The organism is Streptomyces sp. NPDC030893 (assembly GCF_055571535.1).
Map to the genome: position 1 here is coordinate 231,332 of NZ_JBVIFC010000010.1, position 20,896 is coordinate 252,227.

The 20,896-nt window shown below is 71.5% G+C and carries 18 protein-coding genes and 2 pseudogenes; 13 read left to right on the plus strand and 7 right to left on the minus strand.

What is annotated here, in order from left to right:
* Nucleotides 1–35 precede the first annotated feature (35 nt).
* On the minus strand, nt 36–620 hold the full coding sequence (locus ACZ434_RS20545) for a TetR/AcrR family transcriptional regulator (protein ID WP_468457786.1): 585 nt from the start codon (nt 618–620) through the stop codon (nt 36–38).
* A 110-nt stretch (nt 621–730) separates the two neighbouring features.
* Between ACZ434_RS20545 and ACZ434_RS20550 the strand changes: the two genes are divergently transcribed.
* The gene (locus ACZ434_RS20550) at nt 731–3,124 is read left to right on the plus strand and encodes a PEP/pyruvate-binding domain-containing protein (RefSeq protein ID WP_468457788.1); all 2,394 of its coding nucleotides are present in this window, start codon (nt 731–733) and stop codon (nt 3,122–3,124) included.
* A 79-nt stretch (nt 3,125–3,203) separates the two neighbouring features.
* Here ACZ434_RS20550 and ACZ434_RS20555 read toward each other — a convergent pair whose 3' ends face one another.
* Both ACZ434_RS20555 and ACZ434_RS20560 read right to left on the minus strand, forming a co-directional pair.
* Nucleotides 3,204–4,094, minus strand: coding sequence for a TIGR03620 family F420-dependent LLM class oxidoreductase (locus ACZ434_RS20555; RefSeq protein ID WP_468457790.1), 891 nt, complete (start codon nt 4,092–4,094; stop codon nt 3,204–3,206).
* Nucleotides 4,095–4,194: 100 nt separating this feature from the next.
* Nucleotides 4,195–4,860 carry an MSMEG_1061 family FMN-dependent PPOX-type flavoprotein gene (locus ACZ434_RS20560; protein ID WP_468457792.1) on the minus strand — a complete coding sequence of 222 codons (666 nt, stop codon included), beginning with the start codon at nt 4,858–4,860 and terminating at the stop codon, nt 4,195–4,197.
* A gap of 328 nt (nt 4,861–5,188) precedes the next feature.
* On the opposite strand from ACZ434_RS20560, the gene ACZ434_RS20565 reads away from it, so the two are divergent.
* On the plus strand, nt 5,189–5,995 hold the full coding sequence (locus ACZ434_RS20565) for an SGNH/GDSL hydrolase family protein (RefSeq protein ID WP_468457794.1): 807 nt from the start codon (nt 5,189–5,191) through the stop codon (nt 5,993–5,995).
* Nucleotides 5,996–6,025: 30 nt separating this feature from the next.
* On the opposite strand, the gene ACZ434_RS20570 is transcribed toward ACZ434_RS20565, so the two are convergent.
* On the minus strand, nt 6,026–7,273 hold the full coding sequence (locus ACZ434_RS20570; protein ID WP_468457796.1) for a glycosyltransferase: 1,248 nt from the start codon (nt 7,271–7,273) through the stop codon (nt 6,026–6,028).
* A 230-nt stretch (nt 7,274–7,503) separates the two neighbouring features.
* On the opposite strand from ACZ434_RS20570, the gene ACZ434_RS20575 reads away from it, so the two are divergent.
* The 3 genes from ACZ434_RS20575 (at nt 7,504) to ACZ434_RS20585 (ending at nt 11,304) form a co-directional block, all read left to right on the plus strand.
* A complete protein-coding gene (locus tag ACZ434_RS20575; protein WP_468457798.1) occupies nt 7,504–8,964 on the plus strand; it encodes a basic amino acid/polyamine antiporter in 1,461 nt (486 codons plus the stop codon).
* A 37-nt stretch (nt 8,965–9,001) separates the two neighbouring features.
* Nucleotides 9,002–10,270 (plus strand): arginine deiminase, encoded by a 1,269-nt coding sequence (locus ACZ434_RS20580; protein WP_468457800.1) that lies wholly within the window; start codon nt 9,002–9,004, stop codon nt 10,268–10,270.
* Between the two features lie 179 nt (nt 10,271–10,449).
* Nucleotides 10,450–11,304, plus strand: a complete 855-nt coding sequence (locus tag ACZ434_RS20585) for a DUF4394 domain-containing protein (RefSeq protein WP_468457802.1) — start codon at nt 10,450–10,452, stop codon at nt 11,302–11,304.
* 94 nt (nt 11,305–11,398) lie between these two features.
* On the opposite strand, the gene ACZ434_RS20590 is transcribed toward ACZ434_RS20585, so the two are convergent.
* Nucleotides 11,399–11,764, minus strand: a complete 366-nt coding sequence (locus tag ACZ434_RS20590; RefSeq protein ID WP_468457804.1) for a DoxX family protein — start codon at nt 11,762–11,764, stop codon at nt 11,399–11,401.
* 60 nt (nt 11,765–11,824) lie between these two features.
* On the opposite strand from ACZ434_RS20590, the gene ACZ434_RS20595 reads away from it, so the two are divergent.
* Together ACZ434_RS20595 and ACZ434_RS20600 are read left to right on the plus strand one after the other, a co-directional pair.
* On the plus strand, nt 11,825–12,706 hold the full coding sequence (locus ACZ434_RS20595; protein WP_468457806.1) for a LysR family transcriptional regulator: 882 nt from the start codon (nt 11,825–11,827) through the stop codon (nt 12,704–12,706).
* A gap of 46 nt (nt 12,707–12,752) precedes the next feature.
* Nucleotides 12,753–12,968, plus strand: a pseudogene (locus ACZ434_RS20600) (IS256 family transposase); the annotation flags it as partial.
* Nucleotides 12,969–13,003: 35 nt separating this feature from the next.
* On the opposite strand, the gene ACZ434_RS20605 reads toward ACZ434_RS20600, so the two are convergent.
* Nucleotides 13,004–13,471: an SRPBCC family protein gene (locus ACZ434_RS20605; RefSeq protein WP_468457808.1), complete on the minus strand. Its 468-nt coding sequence runs from the start codon at nt 13,469–13,471 to the stop codon at nt 13,004–13,006.
* Between the two features lie 107 nt (nt 13,472–13,578).
* On the opposite strand from ACZ434_RS20605, the gene ACZ434_RS20610 reads away from it, so the two are divergent.
* Nucleotides 13,579–13,761 (plus strand): hypothetical protein, encoded by a 183-nt coding sequence (locus tag ACZ434_RS20610; RefSeq protein WP_468457810.1) that lies wholly within the window; start codon nt 13,579–13,581, stop codon nt 13,759–13,761.
* Nucleotides 13,762–13,836: 75 nt separating this feature from the next.
* The gene (locus ACZ434_RS20615; RefSeq protein WP_468457812.1) at nt 13,837–15,027 is read left to right on the plus strand and encodes a hypothetical protein; all 1,191 of its coding nucleotides are present in this window, start codon (nt 13,837–13,839) and stop codon (nt 15,025–15,027) included.
* Nucleotides 15,028–15,208: 181 nt separating this feature from the next.
* Here the strand turns inward: ACZ434_RS20615 and ACZ434_RS20620 are convergent.
* A pseudogene (locus ACZ434_RS20620) lies at nt 15,209–16,039 on the minus strand (alpha/beta fold hydrolase).
* A gap of 536 nt (nt 16,040–16,575) precedes the next feature.
* Here ACZ434_RS20620 and ACZ434_RS20625 point away from each other — a divergent pair.
* The 4 genes from ACZ434_RS20625 (at nt 16,576) to ACZ434_RS20640 (ending at nt 20,862) form a co-directional block, all read left to right on the plus strand.
* Complete coding sequence (locus ACZ434_RS20625; protein WP_468457814.1) at nt 16,576–17,331, plus strand: (5-formylfuran-3-yl)methyl phosphate synthase; 756 nt, start codon at nt 16,576–16,578, stop codon at nt 17,329–17,331.
* A gap of 8 nt (nt 17,332–17,339) precedes the next feature.
* The gene (locus ACZ434_RS20630) at nt 17,340–18,767 is read left to right on the plus strand and encodes an aldehyde dehydrogenase family protein (RefSeq protein ID WP_468457816.1); all 1,428 of its coding nucleotides are present in this window, start codon (nt 17,340–17,342) and stop codon (nt 18,765–18,767) included.
* Nucleotides 18,768–18,770: 3 nt separating this feature from the next.
* The gene (locus ACZ434_RS20635; protein ID WP_468457818.1) at nt 18,771–19,877 is read left to right on the plus strand and encodes an NAD(P)-dependent alcohol dehydrogenase; all 1,107 of its coding nucleotides are present in this window, start codon (nt 18,771–18,773) and stop codon (nt 19,875–19,877) included.
* A gap of 79 nt (nt 19,878–19,956) precedes the next feature.
* Nucleotides 19,957–20,862 carry a class I SAM-dependent methyltransferase gene (locus ACZ434_RS20640; protein ID WP_468457820.1) on the plus strand — a complete coding sequence of 302 codons (906 nt, stop codon included), beginning with the start codon at nt 19,957–19,959 and terminating at the stop codon, nt 20,860–20,862.
* Nucleotides 20,863–20,896: the final 34 nt, after the last annotated feature.

Sequence of the window (20,896 nt, forward strand, 5' to 3'; positions counted from 1 at the left end):
CCGCCCGCACACCGCCCCGCCCTTGAGGACGCCCGTCAGCGCGCCCCGGGCTCGCCGAAGATCAGAGCGAGTTGGGCATCGAGCGCCGCGACCGCGTCCTTCTCGGTGTACTGCCGCGAGAGCAACTGCATGCCGAGGCCGTCGACGAGCGCCATCAGGCCGATCGCCGCGACCTCGGGGTCGATGCCGCCGGCTCCGGCCGCCCGTAGCTGCTGCGCGACGAATCCGCGCAACCCCGCGGCGTCCCCGCGCAGCCCTTCCCGGATCGCCGGCTTCACCGCGGCGTAGGCGAGGAACGCGAGCCCGACGTGACCCTCCAGCCGTCGGGTGTCATCGAGCGGCAGGATCTGGAGCAGCACCCCCCGCACGAACTCGCGCGGAGACCCCGGTGCTGCCGCCGCCTCGGAGCGGGCACGGACCCGGTCCGCGACCATGCCGAGCGCGAAGGTCATCATCTCGTCCTTGGTGCGGAAGTAGTGCTGGACCATCCCGGTCGAAACGCCCGCCTCGGCCGCCACCTGCCGCAGGCTCACCCCTTCCAGCCCTTCCGTGGCGGCGAGCCGCATCAGTGCGTCGGCGATCAGTTCCCGGCGTTCACGGTGGTCGACCTTGCGTGGCATGCGGCCAGTTTACATTGCACCTGTATTGTCTCAGGGAGACATTGCAGTCGTATTGCAAAAGGATGCGGTCGGCCGGGCAGAACGCGGCCGGCACGAAGGAGGCGGGCGGCATGACGGTGCTCGAGTTGGCGGCGATCGGCAGCGGTCGGCAGAACCTGGTGGGCGGCAAGGCCGCCGGTCTCGCCGGGCTGATCGGCATGGGCGAGCGGGTGCCGGACGGCTTCTGCGTGACGACCGAGGCATACCGGAGCGGGGAGGTGCCGCGCGACGAGGTGCTCGCGGCATACGAACGCCTCGGCGGCGGACCGGTCGCGGTCCGCTCCAGCGCCACCGCCGAGGACCTGCCGCACGCCGGCTTCGCCGGCCAGCAGGACACCTACCTCGGCGTCACGGGCGGTCCGGCGCTGATCGAGGCGATCGAGGCGTGCTGGGCCTCGTTGCACACCGAGCGCGCGACCGCCTACCGCGAGGCCAACGGCGTCCCGCACGCCACGGTGCGGATGGCAGTCGTCGTGCAGCGCATGGTCGATGCCGACGTCGCGGGCGTGCTGTTCACCGCCGACCCGCTGACCGGTTCGCGCAGTGTGAGCGTGGTCGACGCGGCACCGGGACCGGGGACGGCGGTCGTCGACGGATCGGCGGCAGCGGACCACTACGTACTGGACGGTACCGAGGAGGCTGAGCGCGGCTGTCTCTCCCCGGCCCGTCTCGAGGAACTGCGGGCAGCGGGGGAGCGGATCAGGGACCGCCTCGGCGCGGAGCAGGACATCGAGTGGGCCTACGACCACGACGGGAGGCTGTGGCTGCTGCAGGCGCGCCCGATCACCACTCTCTTTCCCGCCCCTCCACCGAGCGACAAGCCGGGGCCGCGGCTGTACGTCGAGTTCGGCCATGTCCAGGGGATGCTGCAGCCCGCCACACCGATGGGCATGTCGACGCTGAAATCGATGCTGGCGGGCATGCTCGCGGTGTTCGGCCTCACGGTGGAGATCGTCGACATCGGCGGTCGGCTGTACGGCGACCTGACCGACGCGCTGCGCGACCCCTCGACGCGCCGGCGGCTCGTCGGGCTGATGGCGGTCGACTTCGGGCCGCGTGCACAGCAGGTGGTCGAACATCTCCTCGACGACCCGCGGTTCGCACCGCGCAAGGCTCCCCGCACACGCAACACCGCCGCCCTGAGGACGGCTCCGAAGGCGGCCGCGGGGATCCTCGGCGCGCTGGCCCGACCCGCGCGAGCGCGGGCCAGGGTCTTCGACGAGATCGAACGCCTCCGCCGGCAGCCGGTCACCGACCCGGCCACGGCGGCGGATCTGCTGGACCTGGTGGAACGGGAGGAAACGGAGGGAAGCGCGCTCGCCGACGCGATCGTCTGGCCCGTCGTCAGCGGACTCGCCGTCTCCGCCGCACTGCCGCCGCTGCTCAAGGGCGTGGCGAGCGAGGACGAGATGCGCACGGTGCTCGGCGGCATGCCGTACAACGTCACGATCGAGATGGACCTGGCCCTGTGGGAGGTGGCCCGGCGGGCGCAGCCGCACCGCGAGTTGCTCCTCGGCACCCCGCCACCGGAACTCGCCGCGGCCCAACTGGCCGGCAAGCTCCCTGACGTCGGCCTCGACGCGTTCCTCGAGAGGTACGGCATCCGGTCGGCGGCCGAGGTCGACGTCGGCGTACCGCGGTGGTCCGAGAACCCGACGCCGGTGTTCACGATGCTCGCCAACTGCCTGCGCGTCACCGATCCCGGGCAAGCCCCGGATCGCCGCTTCGAACGCGCCGCCGAGAGAGCCGAGTCGATGCTCACCGAACTCGCCCGCCGGGCCCGTCGCAAGCACGCGCTGCGGGGCCGCCTCGCCGGTTTTCTCCTGCGCAGAGCAAGGGAGTTGTCCGGACTGCGCGAGGCGGGGAAGTTCGCCGGGCTCTACGCCCTGCGCGACCGTCGCCGCCGCCTCCTCCTGATCGGCGCGGAGCTCCACGCCAGGGGCTTGGTCGTCGCCGCTGACGACGTGATGTTCCTCGAACTCCACGAGTTGCGCCGGGCGGTGGAAACCGGTACCGACCCGCGCGACACGATCGCCGCCCGGCGCGCGGAGTACGAGCGCGAACTGCGCCGTCGCACCGTTCCGGTCGCTCTGCTCTCCGACGGTACGGATGTGGAGACGCTCCTGCCGGCCCCGCCGTCCGACGCCCGGTCGCTCACCGGCATGGGCGCTGCGTCCGGTCGCGTCACCGGCCGCGCCCGTGTGGTCCGTGACCCCGCCGGCGCGTTCATCGCACCCGGGGAGATCCTCGTCACCCCCACGACCGACCCGGGCTGGACCCCGCTGTTCCTCACGGCAGGCGGGCTCGTCACGGAGACCGGTGCCGTGACGGCCCACGGACCGACGGTCGCCCGCGAGTACGGCATCCCTGCCGTCATCTGCGTTCCGGCCGCCACGGAACGCATCCGCACGGGTCAGCTGATCACCGTCGACGGCGCCACGGGCAGGGTCACGCTGGACGACTGAAGGGAACACCGGGACGCGGGGCGGCGCGCACCGTCCTCGCGCTCTGCCGCCCGCGTGCCGTCCTCTCCACCGGCATCTTCTACAACTCGCCGGTGAGCGCTTCGGCCAGCCGGCGCCATTCGGCGCGTGGCAGTCCCGCGCCACCCTCGTCGGCGGTGAGCACCTGGAGGGCGACGTGGTCGGCGCCGGCGTCGAGGTACTCCCGTGTCCGGGCCTTCACGCGTTCGGCGTCGCCGAGGGCGAACAGGGCGTCGAGGAGACGGACGCTGCCGCCGCCCTCGAAGTCGGTCTCCGTGAACCCCAGGCGCAGCAGGTTGTCGGTGTAGTTGGGCAGCCGAAGGTACATTCCCAGCATGTTCCGCGCAGTGGTGCGGGCCCGGTCGGCATCCGTGTCGAGGACGACCGACAGCTCGGGGGCGAGCAGCGCATCGGGGCCGAGCACGGCGCGCGCCTGCGCCGTGTGCTCCGCGGTGACGAGGTACGGGTGGGCGCCCAGCGTCCGCCCGGCCGCGAGTTCGAGCATCTTCGGGCCGAGCGCCGCGAGGACCCGATGACCGGGGTCCACGGGCGGCGTGGCGGCGTCGAGTGCGTCGAGGTACGCCACCATCGCGCTGTACGGCTTCGCGTACTGCGGCACCATCGGGCCATGGCTGACGCCCAGACCGAGAACGAATCGCCCACGCGCGCTGGCGTCGATCGCCGCGATACGTGCCGCCACCTCCTCGGCGGTGTGGTCCCAGATGCTGAGGATGCCGGTGGCCACGGTGACCGTACGGGTGGCGGCGACGACCGCCGCCGCGTCGTCGGGAGAGGGGCTGCCTCCGACCCAGAGCGTGCCGTATCCGAGTTCCTCCAGCTCGGCGGCCGCGTCAGCGATCGCCGCTCTGCCCGCGCCGTTCGCCCGCGACGTGTGCAGGGCGCTGCTCCAGATACCGACCCGTCCGAATGCCTCGCGCGTCTCAGAAGTCATGGTGTGATCAACAGCGACTGCCTCCCGCTATTCCCGGCGGGGCGGGCATTCACCCGTTTCCCGCACTCCACCGCGCGCCACTGCCCGCACCGGGTGCCGCTCACTCGTAACGCAGGCGCAGCGACTCCCGTTCGGCCTCCTCGATCTGCTCGACGGTCAGGCCCGGCAGGTTCAGCTGGGCCAGCGTCACCTCGGCGCTGGTCGGCTGGGCGTCGGCAGGGACCCACCGCTCCGGTTGCCAGGCGTGGGAGCGCATCAGCGACTTCGGGCAGTGCGGATAGACCTGCTCGACATCCACCACGATCGCCGTGACCGGGGGCTTGCCGACGGCAGTGAGCCGGGCGAGGAGCTCCGGGCGCGCCGAGACACAGGCGCGGCCGTTGACGCGCAGCGTGGTCGGGCGGCCGGGGATGAGGAAGAGCAGTCCCACGCGTCCGGTCTCCAGCACGTTGTGCAGGGTGTCGAGCCGTTTGTTGCCGGTCGCGTCGGGGATCACCAAGGTCCGTTCGTCCAGCACCGAGACGAACCCGGCCGGGCCGCCACGCGGCGTCACGTCCGCCCGGCCCCCGACGTCCGCACTGCCGATGAACACCAGTGAGGAACAGCCGATCAGCGCCCGGGTCTCGTCCGTGAGGTGGTCGATCTCCTTGCGGAGCGCGTTCGGGTTCGGCTGCGGGTAGAGCTCGCGCAACTGCTCCGGGCTGGTGAGGGCGTCCGCCCGGAGGGATTCGAAGAGCACGCCGGCGGTCCCAGTGTCGATCATCATACGGACGAACCTAGAAGACGGCGGAGGCTGTACGTGGGCCGACGCGTGATCCCGCCCGCCTCGGCCGGCCGGCCGGCACGGCACTGCGCCGACCGGGCAGCACCCGAATCAGTGATCCTGACCCCACGCCGACCCGCCCCCGACCAGCCCGTCAGCCGGTCCCACGCAACGCGGGAACCTCAGACCACGGTGCGGCGGCACTCCTGGACGGACATGCTCGTACGGGACGAGAGGAACGATGCGCACGTGCCGAACGGAGGCGTCCTTGAAGACAGCCCTGTGCCTAGCCCTGGCAACCCTTGTGTCCACGGGGGCCACCGCGGCCACGGTGCCCGTCACGACTGCCTCGACCGCCGCCGAACCACTGCGATACGTCGCGCTCGGCGATTCCTATGCGGCCACCCCCCTGGTCCCGCCCCCCGACCCGGCCGACCCGGCGTGCCTTCGCTCCCTCGCCGGCTATCCGGGCATCGCCGCCAAGGCCCTCGACGCGGAACTCACCGACGTCAGCTGCTCCGCTGCCACCACCGACCACCTGACCTCCCCCCAGTACCCGGGCACCGCACCCCAGTACGCCGCGCTCACACCCGACACCGACATCGTCAGCATCACCATCGGCGGCAACGACACCGGCCTCTTCGACGAAGCGCTGGGCTGCGTCAACATTCTGCCCAGCCCGCACGGCACCAGCTGCGCGGAAGAGAACAGCGCCGGTGGCACCGACAGGGTCAGGGACCGCATCAACGCCTGGGCGCCGACCTTCGTCACCGTCCTGGACGAGATCGCCCGGCGGGCTCCGAACGCCGAGGTCTTCGTCGTCGGTTACGGCAACTACATCCGCACCGACGGCTGTTACCCCGTCCAGCCCTTCTGGAAGGAGGACGCCAACTACCTCCAAAGCGCGATCAACCACCTCAGCACCGTGCTCGAGCAGGCGGCCGGGAAGCACGGCGCCGTGTTCGTCGACACCTACACCCCGGGCATCGGACACGACATCTGTGCCGCTCCCGCCGACCGCTACATCGAGGGCCTGCTCCCCACCGGCGCGGCCATGCCTTTGCACCCCAACAGCCAGGGGGCACGGGCCGTAGGCGACGTCCTCGCCAACGCCGTCCGCACGACGCTGACGGAGTGACAAGCTCCCGGTGCGACGCCGGGCGGCGACTCACACATCGGCGTCGTGCAGGGCCGCCAGCACGCGAACCGCTCCGTCCTCACCGCTCAGACGCTCGGCGATGCGGCGGGACCGGATCCGGTACGCCGGGTCGCCCACCGCGTGCCGCAAGGCGTCGGCCAGCCGCGTCGCCGTCACATGCCGGTACGGGATGTGAGTGGGGGCACTGCCCAGCGCGGTGAGCCGGGCCGCCCAGAAGTACGCGTCCAGCTGGCCGGGCACGGGAACGGCCGGCACTCCCGCCCGCAGACCGGCCGCCGTGGTACCCGCGCCGCCGTGGTGCACCACGGCGGCCATACGGGGGAACAGCCACGCGTGCGGCACATCGGAGACGGTCAGCACGTCCTCGGCGTCCACATGGAGATCCGTCCAGCCGGACTGCACGATTCCGCGCAGTCCCGCCTTGCGCAGGGCGCGGGTGATCAGCGCGCCGAGACGCTCGGTGTCGGCTGCCACGAAACTGCCGAGGCCGACGAAGACCGGCGCAGGTCCGGCCTGCAGAAAGGCGGTCAGCCGGTCGTCCGGTCGCCACCCGGCAGGGTGTACGGGCCACCAGTAGCCGCAGACATGGGCCCGGCCGGGCCAGTCCCGGGGTGGCGGCACCACTGCGGGGCTGAACCCGTGGCAGATCGTGCGACTGCGCGGAGCCCGCCCGGCCGCGCCCGCCGGCCGCCCCGGCAGACCCAGCTGGCGGCGCAGGTCCGCGACGGCCGGAGCGAAAGCGCGGCTGGTGACAGAGCGCAGCACGGTCGCGGCCAGCATGTTGCCCCGTTGCCCCAGAGAACGCCGGCCGCCCAGCACAGGCGGCGGGAACGCACCGGTCGGAAGGACGGGCTGCAGGTAGATTCCGAGGCGGGGCAGGCTCAGCGCCTCACAGATGGGGCCGCACAACGGGTCGGCGAGCGCGGAGGCGAGGACCACGTCGGTCCCTTCCTGAGCCGCCGCCAGCATTCCGCTTCCCAGCCGGGACAGGAACGCGCGCCCCAGCCGCAGCGTCCGGACCACCCTCGCGGGTCCGTTCGCGGCACGCACCAGCCTCTGCCCGTCCACCGACTCGAACAGGACCTCGGGGTCGGCGGACAACGGCCGGAACTCCAGCTCCTGCGCGCGCACCGCGTCGACGAAGCGCGAATGCGTGGCCAGCGCCACCGAATGCCCAGCCGCCCGTAGCCGCACACCCAGCCCGATGCAGGGAGCCACGTCACCCCAGGACCCCACTGTGACGATCAGTAGACGCACGCACACAGTATGTCGCCCGTAGTCCCGCTGACGACGTGTCGCCACCGCGCCGGCACCTGCTCGTGTCGCGCCACCCGAGGCGACCAGGGCGTCGTCCTGCTCGGACCGGGGATGGGCGAGCCCCGACGACACGGCACCCACCACACACCTATGATCGGTTTTCATTCGATATGCCGTATATGTGTCAGGGAGTGGACCGGCCCGGCCAACGACTCGACCAAGGACTCCGTATGCGCGACGCCGATGCCCACCCCACGGACACGGCGACCGCCGTCCGGAACCGGGCGGCGAAACTGACACTGCCGACCCTGACGGCCATGGTCGTCGGTTCGATGGTCGGCGCCGGGGTCTTCTCGCTCCCGGCCCGCTTCGCCGAGGAGACCGGCGTCGCCGGAGCGCTCATCGCCTGGACCGTGGCCGGAACCGGCATGCTGATGCTCGCGTTCGTCTTCCAGAGCCTGGCCGTGCGCCGGCCCGACCTCGACGCCGGCGTGTACGCCTATGCCAAGGCCGGCTTCGGCGAATACCTGGGCTTCTTCTCCGCGTTCGGCTACTGGGCGAGCGCCTGTGTCGGCAACGTGACCTACTGGGTGCTGATCATGTCCACGGTGGGCGCGATCTGGCCCGCGCTGGGCGAGGGCGACACACTGCTCGCCGTGGTCCTGTCCTCGCTCGGGCTGTGGCTGTTCTACGTCCTCATCCGGCGCGGGGTGAAAGAGGCCACCCTCATCAACAAGATCGTCACGGTGGCGAAGATCATCCCGATCGTCGTCTTCGTGATCCTGGCACTCTTCTCCTTCGAAGCGGACGTGTTCGCCGACAACTTCGGCGGCGCCGACTACGCGGGCTCCCTGTTCAGCCAGGTCCGCGGCACCATGCTGATCACCGTCTTCGTGTTCCTCGGCGTCGAGGGCGCGAGCGTCTACTCACGGCACGCGAAGCGCCGCGAGGACGTCGGACGGGCCACCGTCCTCGGCTTCCTGAGCGTGTTCGCGGTCTTCGCCTCGGTCACGATCGTCTCGTACGGAGTTCTCCCCATGGGCGAGATCGCCGAGCTGCGCCAGCCGTCCATGGCCGCCGTACTGGAGCAGGCGGTCGGCACCTGGGGCAAGGTGTTCATCAGCACCGGACTGATCGTCTCCGTGCTCGGCGCCTATCTGGCCTGGACTCTGATGGCCGCCGAAGTGCTCTTCGTGGCCGCCCGGGACGACGACATGCCCCGCTTCCTCCGGCGTGCCAACGCCGACGACGTCCCCGTGCCGGCACTGCTGATGTCCACGCTGCTGACCCAGACCGTGCTGATCATCACCTGGTTCTCGGACGACGCCTTCGACTTCGCCCTCAATCTGACCAGCTCCCTGACGCTCATCCCGTTCCTGCTCGCGGCGGCCTTCGCGCTGAAGATCACGCTGCGGCCGGACGGCCTCACCCGCGGCCGGGCCACCCGCACCGGACTCGCCGTGGCCCTGCTGGCGACGCTCTACACCGCGTTCCTGCTCTTCGCGGCCGGCCTGAAGTTCGTCCTGGTGTCCTTCATCTTCTACGCACCGGCCACGGTCCTCTTCGTCATGGCACGGCGCGAACAGGGACGCCGGGTGTTCTCACCCCGCGAACTCGTCATCCTGGCGGTCTCCCTCACCGGAGCCGTGCTCGGTGTGGTCGCCCTGGCCGCCGGCTGGATCGAACTGTGAACCGCCGCCGCTCCCGCTTCGCACGAAAGGCACACCAGTGACTTCCGACGTCACCACCGGCACCACCACCCGCCCCCTCGGTGTGCACTCGGAGGTGGGCCGGCTGCACAAGGTCCTGGTCTGCGCACCCGGACTCGCACACCGCCGGCTCACTCCCACCAACGCGGACGACCTGCTCTTCGACGACGTGATGTGGGTGGAGAACGCCCAGCGCGACCACGCCGACTTCGTCGCCGAGCTGACCCGGCGGGGAGTCGAGGTCGTCGAACTGCACGAACTCCTCGCCGACACCATGGCCCTGCCCGGTGCCCGCGACTGGCTGCTCGACCGCAAGATCGTTCCCAACGAGGTCGGACTGGGCCTCATCGACTCCACCCGCGCCTTCCTGGAGACCCTCCGGCCGCACGCCCTGGCCGAGTTCCTCATCGGCGGCCTCGCCACCACCGACCTGCCGGAGGAGTACCGGCCCGGCTACGTGGCCCTGGCCCGGGAGTCCAGCGGGACCCGCGAGTATCTGATGCCGCCGCTGCCCAACACCCTCTACACCCGGGACACCACCTGCTGGCTCTACGGCGGGGTCACCCTCAACCCGCTGTACTGGCCCGCCCGGCACGACGAGACCCTGCTGATGAAGGCCGTCTACACCTTCCACCCCGGCTTCCGGGACGCGACCGTCTGGTGGGGCGACCCCGAACTCGACTGGGGCCAGGCCACCTTCGAGGGCGGCGACATCATGCCGGTCGGCGCCGGTGTCGTCCTGATGGGCATGAGCGAGCGCACCTCCCGCCAGGCGATCACCCAGGTCGCCGGAGCCCTCTTCGACCAGGGCGCCGCCGAGCACGTCATCGTCGCCGGCATGCCGAGACTGCGGTCCGCCATGCACCTGGACACCGTGTTCACCTTCGCCGACCGCGACATCGTGACCCTCTACCCGAAGATCATGGACGGGGTCCACACCTTCTCCCTGCGGCCCAGCGACAAGGAGCCGGGACTGGAGATCACCGACGAGGGATCGGCGGCGTTCACCGACGTGGTCGCCAAGGCGCTGGACCTGCGGGAGCTGCGCGTGATCGAAACCGGCGGCGACATCTACGCCTCCGAACGCCAGCAGTGGGACAGCGGCAACAACGCCGTCGCCCTCGAACCCGGGGTCGTCTTCACCTACGACCGCAACACCCAGACCAACACACTGCTGCGCGACGCCGGTGTCGAGGTCCTCGAGATCGTCGGCGCGGAACTCGGCCGCGGGCGGGGCGGCGGCCACTGCATGACGTGTCCGCTGATCCGCGAGCCGGCGGGCTACTGAAGGGACGGCGCCCGACACCCGATCGGCGGACATGACACGTCGTCTCACCTACGCGGCGGCCCGGATTCAGCGCCATTCGGGTGGCCTCAACGGCCGGTTCCCAACCGGCGTGGCTTCGGCATCGAATTCCCGACGAGACCCCGATCACCCTGTTCGGGGCCATCCGACCTGGGAGTGTCATGCACATCCGTACCGCAGCAACCGCCGGCGCCGTTCTCGCCGCCGTCTGTGCCGCCCCCGCACTCGCGGCCACCGACCAGACACCGGCTTCATCCCAGCACCGGAGTCCGACGGCCGTCGGACTGACCAGCGACCAGCGCCTGGTCGAGTTCGACGTCGACAAGCCCGCCGCGACCTGGGCGCGGGGCAGGATCTCCGGCTTGGCCGAGGACACCAAGCTCGTGGGCATCGACTTCCGCGTGCAGAACGAGAAACTGTACGGCGTCGGCGACAAGGGGGGCATCTACACCCTCAGCGCCCGAGCCAAAGCCAAGAAGGTCTCCCAGCTGACCGTCGCACTGTCCGGCACCGCGTTCGGAGTGGACTTCAACCCGGCCGCCAACCGGCTGAGAGTGATCTCCAACACCGGGCAGAACCTGCGCCACAACATCGACGACCCGGCCGCCCCCCAGACCACCACCGTCGACGGCACGCTCACCAACCCCACCACCCCGCCCTCCACCGCCAGGGGCGTCACCGGCGCCGCCTACACCAACAACGACCTCGACCCGGCCACCGCGACCACGCTGTTCGACCTCGACACCATGGCCGACCGGATCTCGCTGCAGTCCCCAGCCAACGCAGGAACCCTCGCCCCCGTCGGCAACCTCGGCGTCGATGCCGCCCTGAACGCCGGCTTCGACATCCACTACAGCCGAGCCACCGGCATGAACCACGGCTACGCCACCCTCAAAACGGCCGGCACCCACCGCCTGTACGCGATCAACATCCTCACCGGCAGAGCCACCAGCAAGGGCGCCTTCCCGAAGGCACACCAGGTCACGGACCTGGCACTGCCCATCGACCAGAAGTAGCCACCCAAGAGCGGCAGTGAGGGCCCGCAGGACGCACTCCTGCGGGCCGCCTTCGTAACGTACATGGCTAAACGGGACGAGTTGCTCGCCGCCGTCAGGAGGACATGGCCAAGGCCAGGGAGGCGACCGCGGTGGCGAGGAAGAAGCAGGGAAACGCAAGGTTGTGGAGTACCCGAGCGCGCAGATGGAAGGCGAGCGCGCCCAGATAGAACAGGACGAGACCGCAGGCCGCGGCGACGCCGAGGGGGCGTAGTGCGGCGACGAAGAGGCCGAGGAGGAGGCCCGCCGCACCGGCCAGCTTGAGGGCGGCCAGCCAGGGAAGCCAGGATCGGGGGACACCCACCTCCGCCGAGTTGGCGAGCACGAAGCGCGCCCCGGTGAGGTCGGCGGCGGCGACACCGACGTTGACGGCGGCGGTGAGCAGGGTGACGACGAGGAGCGCGAGCTGGGAACCGGTCATGCGTCCAGGGTCCGCAGGCACCTCGGCACCGTCCAATACCTGCTTCTATAACCTGACGGCATGGACGTGGACACGCGCCTGCTCCGGTACTTCACCGCAGTGGCGGAGGAGGGCAGCCTGACGGGGGCCGCACAGCGGCTGTTCGTCTCGCAGCCTGCGCTGACCAAGCAGATCCGGCGCCTGGAGGACGCTCTCGGCGTACGGCTCTTCGCGCGTTCGCGGTCGGGGATGGAGCTGACCGAGGCCGGCCGTGAGCTTGCCTCGCGGGTGCCCGCACTGCTGGAGGGCTGGGACGAGGCGGTGCGGGCGACCGGCCGGGCGGCGCGGGTGCTGCGCCTGGGCTTCCTGGACGCGGGCGCGGTGGGAGCCGTCCCCGAGGTGATCGCCGGGTTCCGCCGTGCGCAGCCGGACTGGCGGGTGGAACTGCGGCAGTTCGACTGGTCGGACCCGAGCGTCGGCCTGGCCCGTGGCGAGGTGGATGCCGCAGTGGTGCGTTTGCCCTTCCCGGGGCAGGAAGGCTTCGCGGTGCGGGAGTTGTTCGCTGAGGACCGTGGGGTGCTGCTGCCCGCTCGGCACCCGCTGGCGAACAAGGAGACGGTGGAGTTCCGCGAGCTGTGGAACGAGCCGTTCGTTGCTGCCGGAGCCGAGACCGGAGCCTGGAGGGAACACTGGCTGGCGGCAGAGGAACGGGACGAGCACCCCATCAGGGTCGGCGCCGTCACCAGCCGCCCCGACGAGTGGCTCGGAGCGGTGGCCGGCGGCTGCGTGGCGCTGGCCCCAGCATCGGCGGCCCGGTTCCACTCCCACCCGGATGTGGTGTTCCGTGCGGTCCGCGGGGTCTCACCGAGCCGGGTGGGGCTGGCCCGGCCGCGGCGGCGGATGCACGAAGCGGCGCTGAACGAACTGCTGGATGCCATCATCCGGCGGCTGAGTCGGAGATGAGGACAGGGCCGAGACCACCGGCGGAGTGAGACCGTGCGTCCTCGGCAAGGGAGCGGGCAGCGCGACCGCTGCTCTCGCGGTGGTCTTCAGGCTCGTCGAGTTCCCCCAGCACCGCTGGCGAGCCGTGAAGGCACCCCGTCCCGTCGCACTCTTCCGGGCCGGAGCCGGCTTCGAGCGCGGCCACCACGTCGGCCACTCCGGGACTCACGCCGCCTTGACCACCCACAGCCGAACCACTGAACCGGGCAATGGGTCTGCGTGAGGCATTGTGGCCGGGCCGGGCGCGATCGACTTGAGTCAGCCGGCCGCTTCGACGTACGACGCCAAGTTGGCCAGCGAGGAGGCGATCCCAGCCTCGTGGTCCGCTTGGTCGATGCCGGGCGGCACGTCCGTGGCGGTGACGGTCACCTCGGTCCCGTCACCGGCGGTGGCGAGGTGCCAGGTCATCGTCATGGTGCCTGCGTACGACGGGTCGTCGGCCTCGAACACCACCCGCTGCACCACACGCTCCGGTGGCACCAGGTCGGCGAACCCGACCTCGACGACATCCGTCGCCTCTGAGGTCTTGCCGGGGCTGTCGGCGGAGTCGAGGTAGGTGAGGACCATCCGGAACCCGCCGCCAGGCCGGAGATCCCACCGTTCGACCCGACCGCGCATGCCGTCCGGCGGCAGCCAGGCCTCGAGCGACTCCCGGTCGAGAAGGGCGCCGTAGACAGTTGCCGGTGGTGCCGCGATGACCCGGCTGACGCGGTCGGTCCTGCTCATGGCCCGATCCTAGGACCAAATGATCTGCTGAGCCCCTACTCGCGGAAACCGAGGTCGGCCAACGCCCCGCGGCCGGCGGCAGCCTGGGCAACGACGTCCTTGACCCCGTGATCGTCACCGGCTGCACCGTCCTCCGGACCCGCAAGTCCACCCCGGGCCAGAAAGACGCCGACCGCGTCCTCGCCTTCGGACGCGCACCGGCCGAGCACGCCTTCGCCCACCTCAAGAACTGGCGGTTCCTCACCAAGCTGCGCACCGACCCGCCCGTGCTGACGGCGGTCAAGTCATGACCGGTGCGGAGGCAACCCTCCACGCCCCCGCCGGGTCATATGGACATGATCAGACCCCTTGACCGTACAGGTGCGGTGCTCGCTCTGGCGTCCCTGCTCCTGACCGCCTGCTCCGGCGACCACGAGACCCCGGCCGAGTCCCCCGCCAAGCACCCCGTCTTCGACCAGAAGCGCGGCCTCCAGGTCTTCCACGCCCTGCGTCAGACACAGAAGGCGGGCAGTGCCGACTTCGTCCACACCATGACCTTCGCATCGAAGAAGGGCCGGGCAGTGCAGACCGTCAGCGGACGGATGGACTTCGCGAAGGGAACAGGCGAGGCGACCACGAAGTGGCGGCTGCCGAAGGGATTCCCCCGGGAAACGAAGGACACGCTCCTGGGCATCACCCCGGGCAAGGGCAACGCCGCCCCCTCGGCACGCCTCCTCGTCGACCCCCAGCACATCCACTACCGCGCCGGGTCTGCGACGTACTGGCTCCAGTACACGACGGGCAACACAGGCCCGGACCTCGGCATCGACAGCATCGACCACCTGCGCGGATCCGAAGGACCGGTCGGCGGCACCCTCCTCGAAGGACTCGGTGCCACGAAGGCGACGACCCGGCGGACCGACGGCTCCCGTCACACCTACGAGGCGGAGATGCCCACCAGCACCGCCGAGCAACTGTTCCCCGGGGATCTCAGGCGCGAACTCTCCGTCCCCTTCCCCGCCGGATCCGCCGGCAAGAGCGACCCGCTGCCGGCCACCGTCTCCGTGGACGGCCGGGGACGCATCACACACGTGCGAGCCGACCTCTCCACGACCCTGGGCAAAAAGGGCAGCGCGTTCGAGGACATGACCTCCCTGATCATCGACCTCCGACTCTCCCGACACGGTGCCTCGGAGCCCGCCGCGACGCCCGACGGCCCCGTCCGACCGGCCCGCCTGGCGGTCCGTTCCGCCGACTCGGTGAAGCCAGGTGGCTGCATCGACTTCAGCACGGGCCAGCGGCTCCTGGACACCGTCGTGGACGTGCCGTGCTCGGACGCGCACGACGGCAGGGTCTTCGCCCAGAGAAAACTCGGGGGTCCCTACCCGGGCAGCACTGCCGCCCGAGAGAAGGCCGACGCCGCCTGCCTCGCCGCCTACGACACCGCCCCCGGGCGATGGATCTCCGAGGCGGGCCGGGCAGGACACTACTGGTACATGTGGTCGAAGCGAGAAGAATGGGAACAGAGCGGGGGACACGCCACCTGCTACGTCGTCACCACCAGGGGTACCACCTGAAACCTGCGACGCACAGGATGAAAGAGGTTCACCGACCTTCACGGAGCCGGTCGCGGCAAGCTTCACAGACCTGTTCGGACATTGGCTTCCCGTCGCCGCAAGGCCGAGGACCGGCCGACCCCGGCCTCGCAGCGTTCGGCGCGCCGAGTCCACCTGGCCGGGACCTCCGGCTCCGGGTGTCCTACGCGCCGCCGTCGAGGACTTGGCGCAGGCGGAGCGCGAACTCGTCCGGCTTCCCCGGATGTCCGAACTCCCCGTCGCAGAAGCCGCCGTGATGGCTCGGGAACACGACCACCTTCTGCCCGGGGAGTTCGGCGGCCGCGACGGAGGTACGTGCCGTCAGCAGGTTCTCGCACTCCTCACCCACCGCGATCACCACGCGGGTCGGCGCGGCGGTGATCGCGTCAGCGTTCGGCCGGTAGCCGCTGACCGCCCACGACCGGTCGGACAGCAGCGGAACGTCGCGTGAGGCGACGCGCACTTCGCACAACCCGCGGCCGATTCGGCCGCGTTCGGGACGGTGAACTCATCCACCCACGAGGCCATGGTCACGAACGCGGCCATGCCGGCCCCCTCATCCCCGCTCCTCGTACGCCTCCCGGACCCCGGCCCGCGCCCGCACGGCTGCGGGGCCGTCCGGTGTCACGGTGATGAGCGGCGGCTCGTGCGCCACGAGCGTGGTCACGTCCGAGGGGTACTTCTCGACCACCGCGAGCGCGGTGACCGCTCCGCCGCTGCCGGCGAACATCTCGACCGGCCCGGCCCCCACCGCCTCGATGACGGCGTGCACGTCGTCGGCCTGGGTCCGCGGTGCGTGGTCGGCTCGTCCGTCCTTGCGGACGCTGCGACCGAGGCCGCGCGGGTCATAGGTGACCACGGTCCGCTCGGGGAAGCGCGCGGCGAGCGCGGCGAAGCCGGAAGCGTCCATGGGCTGCCCGATCATCAGCAAGGGTGGTCGTCGGTCACTGGTGGGCAGAGGCCGTCGCCGCAGCGCGTGGATCACCTTGTGCAGGACGTTCGCGGGGACGAGGCCGGCAGCGGCAGAGCGACGCCGCGCCAGGGGTCGCGGGTGGGCCCGCGGGTGGCGGTGCCGTCCCGGATCTCGCCGTGGCCGACGGATCCCGCGCCTGCTGCTCCGCCGCCTCCGCCGCCTCCTCCTCCTCCGTCGGCGACCTTGGCGGCGTCGACCTCGTGTCCTGCGCCACCGCCGAAGCCGAAGCCGGCATCGGCGACCGGACCGAAGCACGGGCCCCGAACCGGTCGGCCAACGACACCGCGTGCGCCCCCACCCTGCGGGGCACCACGGGCGGTCCCGACGGGCGACGATCGGGCCGGCGCGGTGGAGGGCGCCCGCGGAACCGGGCCGCGCCGCGACCCCGTTCACTCCGGTGTGCACGGCGCGCTGGGCCCGCCCCGATCACTCCATGAATACCCTGTGCGCCCTTTCTGGTGCGAAGGGTGACGGAAATGATGAGCGCACCACACAGGAACCAGGCGATCCGCGGCCCCCGTTCATCGACCGGGCGGGCCCGCGGCGAAGGAGGCCAGGTGTTGCTTCTCATCTCCCCGGACGGTGTCGAGGAAGCGCTCGACTGCGCCAAGGCGGCGGAGCACCTCGACATCGTCGACGTCAAGAAGCCCGACGAGGGCTCTCTCGGCGCGAACTTCCCCTGGGTCATCAGGGAGATCCGCGAAGCAGTCCCGGCGGACAAGCCGGTGTCCGCGACCGTGGGAGACGTCCCCTACAAGCCCGGCACGGTGGCCCAGGCCGCGCTCGGCGCGGTCGTCTCCGGAGCCACGTACATCAAGGTCGGTCTCTACGGATGCACTACCCCTGACCAGGGCATCGACGTCATGCGGGCCGTCGTCCGGGCGGTGAAGGAGCACACCCCGGACGCGCTCGTCGTCGCCTCGGGCTATGCCGACGCCCACCGGATCGGCTGTGTCAATCCGCTCGCGGTACCCGACATCGCGGCCCGCTCCGGCGCCGACGCGGCCATGCTGGACACCGCCGTCAAGGACGGGACGCGGTTGTTCGACCATGTTCCGCCGGACGTCTGCGCCGAGTTCGTCCGGCTGACCCACGCGTCCGGCCGGCTCGCGGCCCTCGCGGGCAGTGTCCGGCAGGACGACCTCGGCGAGCTGACCCGCATCGGTACGGACATCGTGGGGGTGCGGGGAGCGGTCTGCGAGGGCGGTGACCGCAACGCCGGGAGGATCCAGCCGCATCTGGTGGCAGCCTTCAGGGCGGAGATGGACCGGCACGACCGGGAGCGCACCGCCGGCATTCCCGCAGCGCGCTGACCGCCGCCATGCCGACCACCGAGCTCGAGCCCGAGCCGGAGCGCGTGCCCGAGCGCGTGCCCGACCCCGGGGCAGCCCGCTTCCCAGTCGTCGACCCGGCCACCGGGGAACCGTTCGACGAGGCCCCCGATCAGCAGCCGGACGAGCTGGACGCCGTGATCGACCGGGCGCACCGGGCCTGGAGCGTCTGGCGGGCCGACCCCGTCGCGCGCACCACCGCGTTGCGCGCGGCGGCCGACGCGGTGGAGACGGCCGGCCAGGACCTCGCCCGGTTGCTCACCCGGGAACAGGGCAAGCCGCTGGCCGAGTCGTACGCGGAGGTCGCCCGTACGGCGGCCCGCCTGCGCTACTTCGCCGGCCTCGCCCCCCGGGCCCGGCCGATCGACGACGGTCGGCCGGTGCGCAGCGAGATCCGGTGGCGGTCGCTCGGACCCGTCGCCGCGATCGTGCCGTGGAACTTTCCTCTGCAGCTCGCGGCGGCGAAGTTCGCGCCCGCTCTGGCGGCCGGCAACACCGTCGTCCTCAAACCCTCTCCGTTCACCCCACTGGCCACCCGGATGCTGGGGTCCGTCCTCGCCGCCGTCCTGCCCGAGGACGTCCTGACCGTCGTCACCGGCCGCGAACCCCTCGGTGCCCGTCTCGTCTCCCACCCCGGTGTCCGCCACGTCACCTTCACCGGATCGGTGTCCACCGGGCGGGCGGTCGCCCGGGCGGCGGCGGCCTCGCTCGCCCGGGTGACGCTGGAGCTGGGCGGCAACGACGCGGCCGTCCTGCTCGACGACATCGACGTGGAGCGGATCGCCGACCGACTGTTCTGGGCGGCGTTCCGCAACTGCGGACAGGTCTGCATGGCGGTCAAACGCCTCTACGTCCCCGCCCGGCTGCACGCCGACGTCGTCGAAGCCCTCGCCCAGCGGGCGAAGACCGTCACCGTCGGCCCCGGCCTGGACCCCGCGACCGAGCTGGGCCCGGTCAACAACGCCCCGCAGCTGGCCCGCGTCGAGCAGCTCACACGGCGGGCCCTGGCGGACGGGGCGCGGGCCGCGGCGGGCGGCCACCGACAGGACGGACCGGGCTACTTCTTCCCTCCCACCGTCCTCGTCGACGTGCCGCCCGACAGCCCGGTGGTGACCGGGGAACAGTTCGGACCGGTGCTGCCGGTGCTGCCGTACCGGAGCCTCGACGAAGCCGTCGACGCGGCCAACGGCACCGGCTTCGGACTGGGCGGCTCCGTGTGGGGCACCGACCTCGACCGCGCCGAGTCGGTGGCCGAGCGGCTCGACTGCGGCACCGCCTGGGTCAACCACCACGCGGAACTGTCCCTGGCCCAGCCCTTCGCAGGCGTCAAGGACAGCGGCGTCGGTGTCGCGGGCGGGCCGTGGGGGCTGTACGGCAACCTCCGGCCGTTCGTCGTCCACCGCCCGCCGGAGGTGTGACGCATGAGGTTCCAGGCAGCCGTACTCCGCTCGTACGACGCACCGTTCACGGTGGAGGAGGTGATTCTGCGGACGGAGCCGGCCGTCGGCGAGATCCTGGTCGAGATCGCGGGCACCGGGATGTGCCGGACCGACCTCGCCGTCCGGCGATCGGCCGGCCGGAGCCCGGTGCCCGCCGTCCTCGGCCACGAGGGCGCCGGGGTCGTGGTACGTGCGGGAGGCGGCACGGACACCGGGATCGGCGTCGGTGATCACGTCGTGCTCAGCTTCGACTCCTGCGGCCACTGCCCGGCCTGCCGCGGCGCGGCCCCCGCCTACTGCGACTCCTTCGCCTCCCTCAACCTCTTCGGTGGACGGGGGGAGGAGGCGCCCCTGCTCACCGACGCGTCCGGCAACGCGCTGGCACCCCGCTGGTTCGGGCAGTCCTCGTTCGCCGAGTACGCCCTCGTGCCCGCTCGCAACGCCGTACGGGTCGACCCCGCACTGCCGCTCGAACTGCTCGGCCCCCTCGGCTGCGGCTCCCTCACCGGCGCCGGAGCCGTGCTGAACACCTTCGGCGCGGGACCCGGCGACACCCTCGTCGTCCTCGGCGCGGGGGCCGTCGGCCTGACCGCGGTGATGGCGGCGACCGCCGCGGGCACAACGACCGTGGCCGTCGACCGGCATCCCGAGAGGCTCACCGCGGCCGAACGGTTCGGCGCGATCCCGCTGCCCGCCGCCTCACCCGACCTGCCCGAGCAGATCCGGCGACTGACCGACGGCGGCGCCCGCTACGCGCTGGACACCACCGCCTCACCCCCGCTCATCAACCAGGCGCTGCACGCACTGCGCCCCACCGGCACCCTCGGCCTGGTGGCGCGCCTGCACGGTCCGCTCACCCTCGAACCGGGCACCCTCGACCGTGGCCGCAGCGTGCGCCACATCTGCGAAGGGGACGCCGTGCCCGCGCTGCTGATCCCCCGGCTGATCGGACTGTGGCGGGCCGGACGCTTCCCCTTCGACCAGCTGATCCGCACCTACCCCCTGTCCGGCATCAACGAGGCAGAACGCGACTGCGAAGCGGGCCGTACGGTCAAACCCGTCCTGCTCCCGGACGAGGCGAACCGATGACCGCGGCACACGGCGCCGGGCGCCCGCTCACCCCGTCCCATGACATCCGGCAGCTCCCACTCCCGCCGACGGAGGCAGCATGGCAGGCACGACACCCCAGCACACGGACGCGGAAGGCGTGGACGGAGGAGTGGGTCTGACCGCCCTCCTGGTCGCCGCGTCACGGGCCATCGAAACCCACCGCCACGACAGTCTGGCCCAGGACGCCCACGCCGAGCACTTCGTGCGCGCGGCCCCTGCCTGCGCGCACTGGCCGGTACGCATCGAGGAGGTTCCGGACGGGGACGACAACCCGCTGTGGGGGAGGTTCGCCCGCTACTTCGGCCTGCGGACGAGGGTGCTCGACGACTTCGTCCTCCGGTCGGCCGGTGCGGGCGCCCGCCAAGTGGTCCTGCTGGGGGCGGGGTTGGACACCCGCGCCTTCCGGCTGGACCTGCCGTCCGACTGCGTCGTCTTCGAGATCGACAGGGCGGGCGTGCTGGCGTTCAAGGAACGGGTGCTCACGGACCTGTCGGCCGCTCCCAGGGTGAAGCGCCTCCCCGTACCGGTCGACCTGCGAGAGGACTGGGCCGGCGCGCTCACCACCGTCGGCTTCGACCCGGCCGCGCCCAGCGTCTGGCTGGCCGAGGGACTCCTCTTCTACCTGCCGGGCCCCGCCGAGACGTACCTCGTCGACACGGTGGACCGGCTGACCGCCGCGGGCAGTGCTCTGGCCTTCGAGGCCAAGCTGGAGAAGGACCTCCTGGCGTACCGTGACAGCCCGATCTACACGGCGACGCGCCGGCTGATCGGCATCGACCTGCTCCACCTCTTCGACAAGGGACCACGCCCCGACTCCGCGGGCGCCCTGACGGCCAGGGGCTGGTCCACCTCGACGCACACGCCCTTCGAGTTCACCAGGCGGCACGGGCGTGGCCCCCTTCCCGAGCCCAACGACGCGCTGGAGGGAAACCGCTGGGTGTTCGCGCGCAGGCTCACGCCCTGACGCCCGGGCCCCGACGACGCGGACGTCCGGCCAG

Bases quoted from the DNA above. Each gene is read 5' to 3' on its own strand.
- ACZ434_RS20545 (WP_468457786.1), bottom strand. From the start codon at position 620: ATGCCACGCAAGGTCGACCACCGTGAACGCCGGGAACTGATCGCCGAC.
- ACZ434_RS20550 (WP_468457788.1), top strand. From the start codon at position 731: ATGACGGTGCTCGAGTTGGCGGCGATCGGCAGCGGTCGGCAGAACCTG.
- ACZ434_RS20555 (WP_468457790.1), bottom strand. From the start codon at position 4,094: ATGACTTCTGAGACGCGCGAGGCATTCGGACGGGTCGGTATCTGGAGC.
- ACZ434_RS20560 (WP_468457792.1), bottom strand. From the start codon at position 4,860: ATGATGATCGACACTGGGACCGCCGGCGTGCTCTTCGAATCCCTCCGG.
- ACZ434_RS20575 (WP_468457798.1), top strand. From the start codon at position 7,504: ATGCGCGACGCCGATGCCCACCCCACGGACACGGCGACCGCCGTCCGG.
- ACZ434_RS20585 (WP_468457802.1), top strand. From the start codon at position 10,450: ATGCACATCCGTACCGCAGCAACCGCCGGCGCCGTTCTCGCCGCCGTC.
- ACZ434_RS20590 (WP_468457804.1), bottom strand. From the start codon at position 11,764: ATGACCGGTTCCCAGCTCGCGCTCCTCGTCGTCACCCTGCTCACCGCC.
- ACZ434_RS20595 (WP_468457806.1), top strand. From the start codon at position 11,825: ATGGACGTGGACACGCGCCTGCTCCGGTACTTCACCGCAGTGGCGGAG.
- ACZ434_RS20605 (WP_468457808.1), bottom strand. From the start codon at position 13,471: ATGAGCAGGACCGACCGCGTCAGCCGGGTCATCGCGGCACCACCGGCA.
- ACZ434_RS20630 (WP_468457816.1), top strand. From the start codon at position 17,340: ATGCCGACCACCGAGCTCGAGCCCGAGCCGGAGCGCGTGCCCGAGCGC.
- ACZ434_RS20635 (WP_468457818.1), top strand. From the start codon at position 18,771: ATGAGGTTCCAGGCAGCCGTACTCCGCTCGTACGACGCACCGTTCACG.
- ACZ434_RS20640 (WP_468457820.1), top strand. From the start codon at position 19,957: ATGGCAGGCACGACACCCCAGCACACGGACGCGGAAGGCGTGGACGGA.